Genomic DNA, 11,547 nt, shown 5'->3' on the forward strand with positions numbered 1-11,547 from the left:
GAAACTTCTATTAGTGGGGATCTTTATCTCCTACTAATGGTTAGCCCTCACCAATCGGGCTCTTACGGGCAGTTATCTCCCGCCGTCCTCATCATCTGCTTCTTCATCTTGAGGTGGGAGTTTACTGCTCGTTATTGCGGGATGAATTGCAGCCTCTAAGATTACGTTATAAAGGAGATTAAAACAATGACTAAAATTAAAGTATATCAAGTAAAAGAAGAAAATATGGAAGCAGTAAAAAACATTATTGATGTTGAGGAACAAAATCCAACTGCTGAAAACTTACAAAATCTATATACATGTGTATTAGATACTGAAGATATGGCATTGCCTGAATCATACATTGAAGAAGATATCTTAATTGATTCGATGGAAGTTATGGTTAACGCTTCTCAAAGCAAGCTAAGAGACTTAGGTACATATGATGTAATCGAAGTTCACAACAAAGGTAAGAAAACACAAGTTTTATTATTAGCAGACGAAGAATACGAAATTATCAACGGCTAATCTAAATCCGTACATAAGAAAAAGCTCCTTTCAAAATTGAAAGGAGCTTTTTCTTTATGCTTTTGATGTTTCACTTTTCACCTTGCTTTGTTCTTTCTTATATACCATTCGCTCATTTCCCATAAAGAAGATGAATACGAACGCTAAACTTGCTGGGACTAACGCCCACATAAATGTCTGAACGATTGAACTAGAAAGAGCTTCAATAATTTTATCTAATATTTGCGGTGGAATTTGAGATCTTGCCGATTCTGATAGAATGGCTCTTGAATCTCCTAAAGCGTTTGTATTCATTCCCCCGCTCATACCTTTAAACGCTTCTTCTAATTGATCCTGAAAACCCGTTCTTTGAATCATTCCGAAGATTGTAATACCAAGTGTCATACCTAATGAACGAATGAAGTTACTCGTTGAAGTCGCAGAACCGCGTTGCTCCATACCGAAGTTATGAATAGCAGCCATACTTAGTACAGAGAATGAGAAACCAACTCCAAAGCCGATAATAATCATATAAATTGTTAATAATATACGACTTGTTTCTGGCGTTAATGTACTTAATAAGAATAATCCAATTAGCATAATAACAGCAGAAATAATCATAATGTTACGGTAGCTAAGTTTCGATGTTAAAAATCCACCTAACTGTGCTGTAACTACTGATCCTAACATCATTGGCAATAACAATAATCCTGAGTTTGTTGCCGTACCACCGTATACACCTTGAATAAATAACGGAATGTACACAGTTGCTGACATAAATGCCGCCCCATAACATAAGGCGATAATTGTACTCATTCCAAACAGACGTTGTTTAAACATCTCAAACGAAATGATTGGTTCTTCTACTTTTCGTTCAATAACAATAAAAGCAATTACTAAAATAGCGAACCCAGCAAATAAACTTAAAATAAAGCTAGAATCCCAATCATACTTTTGCCCGCCTAATTCTAAGGCGAACATTAAACAAACTACTGCACCAACTAAAGTAATTGCGCCAAACCAATCAATCTTTTGCTCTCTATGAACTCGTGACTCTTTATAAAATAATGTAATAAAAATAAGTGCTAAAATTCCAAGTGGTAAGTTAATATAAAACACCCAGTGCCAGCTAATATAATCCGTAATATATGCGCCAAGTAATGGCCCGAAAATACTTGATAAACCAAATACTGCTCCGAATAAACCACCCATTTTCCCGCGCTTTTCTGGAGGGAAAATATCAAAAACGATAGTAAACGCGATTGGCACTAGTGCCCCGCCGCCAATACCTTGAATGGCACGATAAATACCTAACTGTGTAATATTTTCAGCAGTACCACAAAGTGCCGAACCAATCATAAAGACGATTAAACCGAAAATAAAGAATCTCTTTCTACCATACATATCTGATAGCTTACCGAAAATCGGCATACCTGCCATTTCTGCAACCATATAGGCAGAAACAACCCACACAAAGTTTTCAAGACCTCCTAAATCACCAACAATCGTTCCCATTGCTGTTACGACAATGGTATTATCCATTGATGCCATTAAGATACCCAGCAATAAACCGGCAACAACGAAGCCGAGTTTATTATTCTTCTCAACCATATTTCTTGCTCTCCCTCATACTACTTATATTTGTTTGTGTTCTTTTACGACTGAATTTCCTTTTTGGTTAAAACTAGTATGATATTCTACAATACTAATTTCACAGCCAGTGCCAATTATAACATGATTTCCTCTTACTACGTCTGCTATTGTATGTTCTAAATAAATATCATCCCCCTCAATAATTGATGTTTGAAGGCTTCCTGCATGACTTGTAAAAGGAATAAATCTCGCTTTTTTACGTACTGTAATCTTTTTCCCGCCGATTTCTCTTACTTTACTTCCTTCATAACGAAGTGAGATTTCAATATTTTCAGCATTAAGCAAACCATCACTTTCAAGACCACCAGTTAGTAATAATTCCTCTACTTCTATATCTCCTTTCACATTTAAAGCGCCTTTCACATCTACGCAATCACCGGTTAGCTTCCCTTTAAATTCTATCATACCTCTAACTTTTGTTTTATGAATTTGTCCGTCGCCTTGTACTTGGGCATTACCATATACTTTTACATATTCCGCCTCCATATTCCCTTGTACTTCACTATCTCCATACACGACATAATTTTTTGCTTTCATATTGCCACGTACTTCACTCGTACCGTACGTTTTAAAATCATTACAACTCATATTATTAGAGATTGTTCCTTCGCCGCGAATCTTCACTTTATTATAATCTCCACCTGCCGAGCTACCTGATCCATTAACAGTAAGACTATGTTGATTTTCCATATCGATTGCTCCCTTCTTTAAGCCTGCTTAATTTCTTTCACACTTGCGTTTTTATCAACATTAAGAACACCAGTATATTCAATCAGTTCAATCTCACAGTTCGGTCCTACTGTAACATTGTTTCCTCTTACCGTTTTAATGTGAGCATAATCAATATCGATATTATCACCTTCTAGCAGTTCAGCTTCCAACTGCAAACCAAATACCGTTTTAACTAATCTACTAAAAGCGCTCAATTTATGTCTTACTTTAATTGTTTGACCGCCAATTTCTTTCGCTCTACATGTACCGTGAATATTAATATTAATTTCATCTGCGCTTAATAAACCACCTACCGTAAACTGTCCCTCTGAAGAAAAAACATCAACCTCGCAATTACCATCAATCGTCGCTTGGCCACTGACCTTAAATTCTTCACCAGTTACATTACCACCTATCGTCCCTTTCCCCGCAATTTTTAAAGTATTCGCCTTTACATCTTGCGTTATTGTCGCTTTCCCATCAATTCGCATACTATCTGTATTTACTGTGCCATCTACTTTACCCGATCCACTTATTCTTGCTCTATCACTTTTCAAATCTCCATTTACACTTCCAGAACCGTTACATTCAAATTCATCACATTCCACATCTCCATTAACTGTCCCTTTACCGTTTAATTGCACTTTACGAAATTCTCCGCCATTGGATGAACCGTAACCGTTTATAATTAAATTTTCTGTACGCATTATTTCTCCTCCACTACAATAGTTTTGTTTTTAATGCTTCTGTATAATTCATAATTGCTACACGTACAACGATTTTCGCCGCTTTTTCGAAAATTAAATCGTCCACGTTTGATACTAAGAAACATGTAGAAATCCCTAACTTTCGAACGATAACTAAATCACAATTTTTATGCTTAATCGCTTCATAATTTTCACTTAAAACTTGTAAAACCATTTTTCCCTCTTCTAAACTAACGTCTCCTGATTGAAGAAGTTCTTCTAAAATGTACACATAAAGAATATCTACAAATTGAAACTCTGCTACTTTGTTCGTCTGCTCCATAAAAAATTGTAAAACAGGTTCTGATGTAATCTCTTTACGGATGAGATCTTCTTTTGTTAAAAGAATCTCTGTTACGCTTGGTGAAAACATATTTGCCAATTCATCAAGTGATAGATCCTCTTTCATCGTTTGAATTTTATCAATACGCTCTAATATCTTTTCTTTCGGAAAAAATGTTTCCTGACCTGTGAACGTTGACTTCCGTACAAACCAATCTTCCGGTATTAAATTTTTTCTCTTCCACCTATATAACTGTCCGTATGAAATACCAGTTAACTCTAATAAATCTTTTTTTGAAATTAAATCTGTAATCAACTGTATGTCACTCCTTCCTAATAACAATGTAACATAACACTGTTACGCTGTAAATGAACTTTTATAACATGCAGCGTAACAATGTGCAAAACAAACCTCATTTCCATACAAAAAAGGTTCTTACACATCTTAATAAAATGCATAAAAACCTTTATATATCAAGGTTTAAACCATATTTGATAAAAATCAATCCAACCTTGTGAATTAATCATTATATTTTGTATTTTTTCGTGTGAACTTACTCGCTGTTTATTGCGATATAAAGGAATGATATGTATTTCACGTAACAGTGTGCCCTCAATATCGCGTAACAGTGTCACCCGTTTCTCTAATTGATTTTCTGTAAAATAAGGCTGTAATACTTCGTTAAATCTTATATTGCTATGCTGATGAATAAAGCTATTTTTTGTAAGAAACATATATAGTAAACTATCGTCTATCCGTTCACTAATCGTCGCACTATCGTGCATTATATCAGCCTTTTGTATCGTACTTGTTTGCAATAACTCTTCTTGTTCAAGAAACTCAATATCAATTTTAATTCCGTATTTTGCACATTCTTTTTGTATCCAATGCGCATCTTCAACGTGATCTTCTCCTGTAAATGTATATAGTCGCAGTGTTTCATTACGGTAAGAGCCGCATTTAATAAGTGTATGTATATCCTTGTTAATTTGAATTGTACCGTTCTTTGTGAGTACTAATTCATCGGCTACTTCCCCGCGTTCTTCCTGTAATTCTTCAACAATTTTATTACCATGAATAATTTTATATAAAGCTCTCCGAAACATCGCATTTTGCATAGGTCCTTCTTTTTCAGTATTTAACGTAATGTAAGTTACATTCGACTCAAGTCTAGATACTTCTTTATGGTGCTTTTCTATATTTTTATAACGTGCTTTCGCTAATATATCGTACGTATTAACTCTGTGCTCTACATTCCATAATTCAATTCGATCGAGAAATGGTCGCTCGCGAAAATATAAATCATTTGCTTCTAATACGAATACATCCTCATTCTTTTCACATAACCGAAACGGTCCAGTACCGATTAACCTTCCATCTTCATCTTCATTTACAATAGAACACTGTTCTGTACTTAAAGCATGTAAAAACAACTTATTATCTGTAGATAAACGAATCTGCACAATGTAGTCATCAAGAATATGTACACTTTCAACGTGCTGTAACATCCAAGCATGCGGATTATTTTTCGCTTTCAAGAATCGTTTAAATGTCTGTTCAACATCATAAGCGGTTAGTTCTTTTCTATTATGAAATTGAACACCTTTTCGTAAGTAGAAGGTCCATATATATTTCTGGTCATCATATTCCCAATAAAACGCAAGTCTTGGCTCTACACTGTTTGTATTTCCGTCTACATACACTAATGTGTCGTATATATGTTTTACCATATGACATTCCGAACGCATCGTAGCGTAAACAGGATCTAATGCAATGTCTAAATTCATTTGGACTTGCAAACGAAGCACATCTTTTCTTCCTTGAGACGTCCTTTCGACTTGATAACCGAATATCGAATCTATCCAAGTTTGAAATTGAGTTTGAAGCGATGGAAAATATGAGCTATACCTTTCAATAAATGCACTTCCGCTTTTTACATCCCCTTGTTTCGTTATCTCTTTTCCTCTTTCTAAAATTAAAGAAAGTGGATATTTTTGAAATAACAACTTTGAACGTTTCCCTCTCCCTCGGCCTGGAAACCACATAATCCAATTTAATTCTTCTAATTTTTTTATGATTAATTTACTATTTCGCTCTGTACAAAATAAAGTTTCAGATATATTTTGTATTGTTATTTCTAATTGTTCTCCCTCTGCTCTCCCTTTTCCATACTGGAGCCACAGGTGCATATATTGCTCCAAAATAGTCATAAAATGCCCCCTAAAAGATGAAAAATCTTCCTCTTTCATTCTACCCTTTTTCATTTCTAGCTTCCATCTTATCATTTCAATATAGAGAGGAGGAATTAAAAATGAATCATCTTTTAAAACGTTATAATAAGCCCATCCTCATTCGGTTATTCGGTGAATTGTTAGTCCGAACGACTGAAGCGATGTTAGCTATCATTTTTATTGTTCACGTTAATAAAGCTTTACATGGTAATGTCATAGTTACAATGCTTCTTTTCGGATTACAGCCACTCGCTGATATTGTATTTACATTAATCGCTGGGGGTGTAACAGATAGATACGGCCGAAAGAAAATAATGTTACTCGGATTACTTTTACAAGCTTTTGCCGTAAGCGGATTCGTTTTTGCTGAATCGGTCACCTTTTTCGCCTTATTGTATGTAGTAAATGGTATTGGTCGCTCTTTATATATTCCAGCACAGCGCGCTCAAATCGCTGACTTAACAAAGGAAGAACAACAGGCAGAAATATTTGCTGTTCTGCAAACGATGGGAGCAATCGGCTCTGTAATTGGCCCAGTAATCGGCGCCTTTTTCTATACTAGTCACCCTGAGTATTTATTTATTTTGCAAGGTGTAGCCCTTACGTTATATGCTATTCTCATTTGGACGCAGCTTCCTGAAACGGTTCCACTCAGACAAAGCGTTAATAAAACTAAAGAAGTATATTCGCCAAAACAATTTATTTCAAAGCATTATGCTGTGTTTGGACTTATGGTTTCTACGCTACCTATTAGTTTTTTCTATGCTCAAACCGAATCGAATTATCGTATATTCGCCGAAAGTATATTTCCAAATTTTTTATTCATACTCGTATTTATCTCAACTTGTAAAGCAGTCATGGAAGTTATTCTCCAAATTTTCCTTGTGAAATGGTCTGAACGATTTTCTATGCCTAAAATAATTGTTATTTCCTATACTTGCTATACGTTAGCTGCGATTGGCTACGGCTATTCCACAACAATATGGTCATTATTCTTCACATTGCTCTTTTTAGTAATTGGGGAAAGTATCGCTTTGAATCACTTACTGCGATTCGTTTCACAAATGGCTCCAAGTCATAGTCGCGGATTATATTTTTCTATATACGGTATACATTGGGATATTTCAAGAACTTGCGGGCCTTTTGTAGGAGCATTGTTATTAAGCAAATTAAGCGGTAGTACTCTATTTTATATTTGTGCCTTCCTATTAATAATTGGCGGTATCATTCAATCTGTTTTTGTTCAATCGTTAGAAAGAAACAAAACAAAAGAGCTGTCCCTATAGGAGCAGCTCTTTCATTTAACCCGCCATTTTATTAATACTATCCTCCGGTGAAAACACAGAAATATGATGTACTTTACCAGTTGAATTTGGAATAACGAATTTCAATTCAAACTGGTTATTTACTTTATAAATGTAGATTTTGTCATTACCATTTACTTTAATCGACGTCGGTTTTCCTAAAGCCTTTTCTATTTCTTGTAACGTAATCACCTTAAGTTCTGAATGGTAAGATCGCACGTCAAAAACTTGTGATCCTTTATTAAAGCCAAATGCAACATTTTTATTTGTAAAAGTCGCATACGTCCCGTTCCCTGCTTGATCAGTTTTATCTGCTTTTCCCCACGCTTTTTCTATTTCCTCGATGTCACCTGTATGTGCTGCATATGGTACGTTAGGTACTTTACCTTCTTTCGCTTGCTCAAATAAATCTTTTACATGGTTAATTGATTTTTGATTAAGCACTGTATTTTTCGTATTAGACTCCGTTGAAGGTTTTACCGAATCTTGACCTTTTGGTTTTTCCACAGACTCTTTTTCTTTTTTCGAAGCGGTGTCCTCATTCTTTTTACTCGTTTCTGACGTATCGCTCTTTTTTTCTGTACTATTTTCTGATGTTGAATTAGTTTGTTTCTTTTCCTCAGCGTTATTACACGCGGTTAAAGCCACTACACACGTTAAAGTTAGGAATAATATAAGCACTTTCATATATATTTTCATCATTTTCAGCCTCCCTCTTCAACATATTCACTTTTGTAACCATTCCATTACACTGTCCTTTAAATTATTTTTGGTCCATAAAGTAAGTGCTTCGGTTTCCGAAAGTTTAAAAAGCCTGGAATTGTATTATTAATCCTCTTATTGATCTCCTTGTATACACTTTCTCACCTTAATTGCTATATCCTTCTTTTATTACTTGAAATGTGCTGTCACAAAAGCTCATTTCAAGTAATTAAACAACAGTTAGTAGTATTGCAACTGAAACATAGCAGGAATAAACATCTCCCCCTAAAGATTGAATTTCCACTCTCAACTTGTTTAACCTATAGGGCTTGAGGAAACGGCACTTAAAATTACATCTTAATAAAATTAAAAAAACTGCCCTATTAAAGGACAGCTTCAATTATGTATTTTATACTTCGATAGATTTACCATCTTCAACGATATGGTAAAGTAAGTGCGCTAAATGATGAATTGGACCATTTTCTTCCTCTTCTTCATTTGTCTCACCTTGGAATTCAAGATCATTTAAGTATAGTGCTAAAAATTGATAGAACAATTTCAAATCAAATCCGTAGCAAGCACTTGGTTCTTCATGATCTCCTTCATATTGTAACATTAAGTATTGCTCATTTCCTTCTGCATCTTCAGCATCAAAGAATACGAAGAAACCAACGTTTGTATCTAAATCAAATAGATGGCGAGTACCTTTTTCTGTTGCTTTATCGAAGTCCTCTTCACTTAATTTATGTACTGTTGTTGCCTTTGCATTATCCTCTTGATGAAAATTCACTGTAAATGATTTCAATGCTGACACCTCCTGATTGTATAAAAGTAGCATAACAGATTAAACAACATAATACAAAGGGACTGCTCACAAATGTAAACAGCCCCTTATTATTTATTTCCGTATAGCTCGTAATAAGAAGCTCACAATGAAAATTAATATTACTGCACCTATTAAAGCTGGAATAATTGCAAATCCCCCTATAACAGGACCGAATTTACCAAGTAATAACGACCCAAGCCAAGAACCGATAATACCAGCAATAATATTACCAATTACACCACCCGGTACATCCTTTCCAGTGAGCAGACTTGCAAACCATCCTAATATACCACCGACTATTAGATACCAAATCATATCATTACCTCCTTTATTTTTGAACGATAAAAATTATAATCAGAAACAATTGCTTACCATTAGTTATGTTACATTTTTCATAAGTTATTCGTCTTATAAAAATCGTTCAATCCTACTCAACATATTAAGGACAATCTGGTTTCAATATTGTTCTCATAAATTCGTCTTTAAAAGCTTGATAATTAAAGTCAACCGCAATTCTTTGTATAGGCCGATCATCAAACCTCGTCGGCTTCGCTATTTTTCTAAAATCTGCAACACTTTGACCTCTCGTTACATCATTTGTCGTACTTATCCAAACTGCTGATTTTTTATATTCAAAAATATCATCATTTATAAATGAAATGAACGGAAGTAAATCGTGAATCGGACTCCCAGCAATACCTGGATATTCTTTTTTGTAAAAGTTCTCGAAATAAAAATCAATCATTGGTTTAATAAGTTTTGCCTGCCCTGTTCCTTCTTTGTCAATAATATCAACCATTTCAGGAGTAATAAGAGCGCGCTGCGTTACATTTAACGGGTATATAGTAGCATTCTGCACATATTTCATAACGATATTCGCGGCAATTGGATCGCCGTAAAAATTAGCTTCTGACATAGGTGTAACATTTCCTGGAAAAAGAAAAGCACCACCCATTATATAATAGGAACATACTCGATTCATTAAATTGGGGTACAATAAAAATAATGTTGCGAGTGTCGTTAATCGCCCCGTCGCTACAATAATAATATCTTCAGGACAAGGCTCAATTAATTTAATCAATTCGCAAAAATTTTCGCTGTCACAAATTCTCATTTTCGGTGGTATGATGGGTCCTAAACCGTGATCTCCATGAATTTCAGGGAAAAATAAAGGTTCTTCAGCTGTCATCGGTCTACTGGCACCTTCGATAATCTTTACTTTTGTAGCATAGTATCTTTCTAAAAAATAAACATTTTCCGTGACAATTTTCCGTGATACATTACCATACTCTGCAACGATACCGATAATATCTAATTTGCATGTTTTATTCGCATAAATTAACGCTACTGCATCATCAATACCAAAATCTCCGAAAAAAATTATTTTTTTATCAACTTTCTTCACCCCTCTCCAGCATAATCTACTATCATTATTATGCGAAAAAGACAAGGCTGTGAAACGGAGATAATTAAAAAAGCCGCCTATTTATTGGCGACTTCAATCTTCTTATAAGATAAATATGCTAGTACATTTTTGCTTGAATCATATTTCGGATTATTCCCTTTTCTCGGTTCTCTCATATGTGTTTTTTCAAACCCAGAAATATCAGGCATTTTCTCTAAAAATTCAAGCATCTCTTCCTCAGTTCCCTCAATACGTACACGAATCATGATTACTATTCCTCAATTCTCATTTTCTCTGTACTAAGTATATCGTACATCAGAAAGACTGCAAGAAATTTACCTTTTTAATGTTGAACTTTTTTTACATACGAACAGTGCCATTTCAGTATAGAATGATTCTATTTTATTGTTTTCAAATTGAATTTTGAAAAATTCCTGCATTTCATTTGATGTTTTCATCATACACTCTGTTAACTTTACACGTTTTTGCATAGGTACATCCATCATATCGCACCACCAATCAAAATCGAACTTCTTGTCAAAAGTAAGACATGACTGCATTTGCAAACCATGCTTTTCTAATAAAGTAATCCATTCTGTTTTTTTCAAAGCTCGTTCATGGCTTGGATCACGTTTCTTTTCGATAAAATTATAAAATGTATCAAATTCATTATTTTCTGGTGAAACATTATCAATTAATATAAATAATCCTTCATCCTCTAACGTTCGATGTACTTCAAAAATAAATTGCAAAGGATCAACAAAGTGATGTGCTGCAATTCGGCATGTAATTGTATCAAAGGATTCATCAGCAAATGGTAACCTTTCTGCATGTCCTGCTACAAAAGATACATTTTCATGTCCGTTCCCCATTATAAAACCTTTTGCTTTTTCTAACATTTTTTCTGTTAAATCAAGAGCGACAACCTCTTTAAACATTGGGGCTAACAAATTTGCAACATGTCCACCACCAGTAGCAATATCAAGAAGACGAGTATTATGACGATTTTCAACTTGCTGAACTACATATTGTAAATCCGGTCCATTTGCATGAATTTTACTTTTTACATACTTTTCTGCATTCCTACCAAATTGTTGTTTCACAAGCTCTTCTTTACTCATTTTTATCATCTTCTTTCTATAAGTATTCATATAATTAATAAGTTCTCTTTATATAATTTCAAATCCTCTTTTAGGATCT

Annotated in this window: 13 protein-coding genes; 2 read left to right on the forward strand and 11 right to left on the reverse strand. The window is 34.5% G+C overall.

All coding sequences use genetic code 11. The annotated features are described in order from the left end of the window. Positions 1 to 186: 186 nt before the first annotated feature. Positions 187 to 507, forward strand: coding sequence for a hypothetical protein (locus KI356_RS23775; RefSeq protein WP_002120092.1), 321 nt, complete (start codon positions 187 to 189; stop codon positions 505 to 507). Positions 508 to 561: 54 nt separating this feature from the next. Here KI356_RS23775 and KI356_RS23780 read toward each other — a convergent pair whose 3' ends face one another. From KI356_RS23780 to KI356_RS23800, 5 genes are all read right to left on the reverse strand, one after another. After that, complete coding sequence (locus KI356_RS23780) at positions 562 to 2,097, reverse strand: MDR family MFS transporter (RefSeq protein WP_128280306.1); 1,536 nt, start codon at positions 2,095 to 2,097, stop codon at positions 562 to 564. A 24-nt stretch (positions 2,098 to 2,121) separates the two neighbouring features. After that, positions 2,122 to 2,829, reverse strand: a complete 708-nt coding sequence (locus tag KI356_RS23785; protein ID WP_212936646.1) for a polymer-forming cytoskeletal protein — start codon at positions 2,827 to 2,829, stop codon at positions 2,122 to 2,124. Positions 2,830 to 2,846: 17 nt separating this feature from the next. Continuing rightward, entirely contained in the window at positions 2,847 to 3,557 is a 711-nt protein-coding gene (locus KI356_RS23790) for a polymer-forming cytoskeletal protein (protein WP_088059163.1), read from the reverse strand. Between the two features lie 13 nt (positions 3,558 to 3,570). Then, complete coding sequence (locus KI356_RS23795) at positions 3,571 to 4,194, reverse strand: YhbD family protein (RefSeq protein ID WP_212936647.1); 624 nt, start codon at positions 4,192 to 4,194, stop codon at positions 3,571 to 3,573. A 158-nt stretch (positions 4,195 to 4,352) separates the two neighbouring features. Continuing rightward, the gene (locus tag KI356_RS23800) at positions 4,353 to 6,128 is read right to left on the reverse strand and encodes an ABC transporter substrate-binding protein (protein ID WP_212936652.1); all 1,776 of its coding nucleotides are present in this window, start codon (positions 6,126 to 6,128) and stop codon (positions 4,353 to 4,355) included. Between the two features lie 62 nt (positions 6,129 to 6,190). Between KI356_RS23800 and KI356_RS23805 the strand changes: the two genes are divergently transcribed. Then, entirely contained in the window at positions 6,191 to 7,396 is a 1,206-nt protein-coding gene (locus tag KI356_RS23805) for an MDR family MFS transporter (RefSeq protein WP_212936648.1), read from the forward strand. A 15-nt stretch (positions 7,397 to 7,411) separates the two neighbouring features. On the opposite strand, the gene KI356_RS23810 is transcribed toward KI356_RS23805, so the two are convergent. The 6 genes from KI356_RS23810 to KI356_RS23835 form a co-directional block, all read right to left on the reverse strand. Beyond that, the gene (locus tag KI356_RS23810) at positions 7,412 to 8,116 is read right to left on the reverse strand and encodes a YjgB family protein (protein ID WP_212936649.1); all 705 of its coding nucleotides are present in this window, start codon (positions 8,114 to 8,116) and stop codon (positions 7,412 to 7,414) included. A gap of 409 nt (positions 8,117 to 8,525) precedes the next feature. Beyond that, positions 8,526 to 8,921 (reverse strand): hypothetical protein, encoded by a 396-nt coding sequence (locus KI356_RS23815; protein ID WP_002110404.1) that lies wholly within the window; start codon positions 8,919 to 8,921, stop codon positions 8,526 to 8,528. 93 nt (positions 8,922 to 9,014) lie between these two features. Next, positions 9,015 to 9,257 carry a GlsB/YeaQ/YmgE family stress response membrane protein gene (locus KI356_RS23820; RefSeq protein WP_002120110.1) on the reverse strand — a complete coding sequence of 81 codons (243 nt, stop codon included), beginning with the start codon at positions 9,255 to 9,257 and terminating at the stop codon, positions 9,015 to 9,017. Between the two features lie 124 nt (positions 9,258 to 9,381). Continuing rightward, positions 9,382 to 10,347, reverse strand: a complete 966-nt coding sequence (locus KI356_RS23825; RefSeq protein WP_212936650.1) for a nucleoside hydrolase — start codon at positions 10,345 to 10,347, stop codon at positions 9,382 to 9,384. Positions 10,348 to 10,424: 77 nt separating this feature from the next. Further along, positions 10,425 to 10,613, reverse strand: coding sequence for a DUF3970 family protein (locus tag KI356_RS23830; protein WP_002168186.1), 189 nt, complete (start codon positions 10,611 to 10,613; stop codon positions 10,425 to 10,427). A gap of 69 nt (positions 10,614 to 10,682) precedes the next feature. Beyond that, complete coding sequence (locus KI356_RS23835) at positions 10,683 to 11,468, reverse strand: class I SAM-dependent methyltransferase (protein ID WP_212936651.1); 786 nt, start codon at positions 11,466 to 11,468, stop codon at positions 10,683 to 10,685. Positions 11,469 to 11,547 lie beyond the last annotated feature (79 nt).

The sequence above is a fragment of the Bacillus hominis genome (assembly GCF_018332515.1).
Lineage (GTDB): Bacteria > Bacillota > Bacilli > Bacillales > Bacillaceae_G > Bacillus_A > Bacillus_A hominis.

What these genes read in the sequence shown, in the direction of transcription:
- KI356_RS23790 (WP_088059163.1), bottom strand. Translation starts at nt 3,557, where the DNA reads ATGCGTACAGAAAATTTAATTATAAACGGTTACGGTTCATCCAATGGC.
- KI356_RS23780 (WP_128280306.1), bottom strand. Translation starts at nt 2,097, where the DNA reads ATGGTTGAGAAGAATAATAAACTCGGCTTCGTTGTTGCCGGTTTATTG.
- KI356_RS23785 (WP_212936646.1), bottom strand. Translation starts at nt 2,829, where the DNA reads ATGGAAAATCAACATAGTCTTACTGTTAATGGATCAGGTAGCTCGGCA.
- KI356_RS23775 (WP_002120092.1), top strand. Translation starts at nt 187, where the DNA reads ATGACTAAAATTAAAGTATATCAAGTAAAAGAAGAAAATATGGAAGCA.
- KI356_RS23830 (WP_002168186.1), bottom strand. Translation starts at nt 10,613, where the DNA reads ATGATTCGTGTACGTATTGAGGGAACTGAGGAAGAGATGCTTGAATTT.
- KI356_RS23800 (WP_212936652.1), bottom strand. Translation starts at nt 6,128, where the DNA reads ATGAAAGAGGAAGATTTTTCATCTTTTAGGGGGCATTTTATGACTATT.
- KI356_RS23835 (WP_212936651.1), bottom strand. Translation starts at nt 11,468, where the DNA reads ATGAGTAAAGAAGAGCTTGTGAAACAACAATTTGGTAGGAATGCAGAA.
- KI356_RS23805 (WP_212936648.1), top strand. Translation starts at nt 6,191, where the DNA reads ATGAATCATCTTTTAAAACGTTATAATAAGCCCATCCTCATTCGGTTA.
- KI356_RS23820 (WP_002120110.1), bottom strand. Translation starts at nt 9,257, where the DNA reads ATGATTTGGTATCTAATAGTCGGTGGTATATTAGGATGGTTTGCAAGT.
- KI356_RS23810 (WP_212936649.1), bottom strand. Translation starts at nt 8,116, where the DNA reads ATGATGAAAATATATATGAAAGTGCTTATATTATTCCTAACTTTAACG.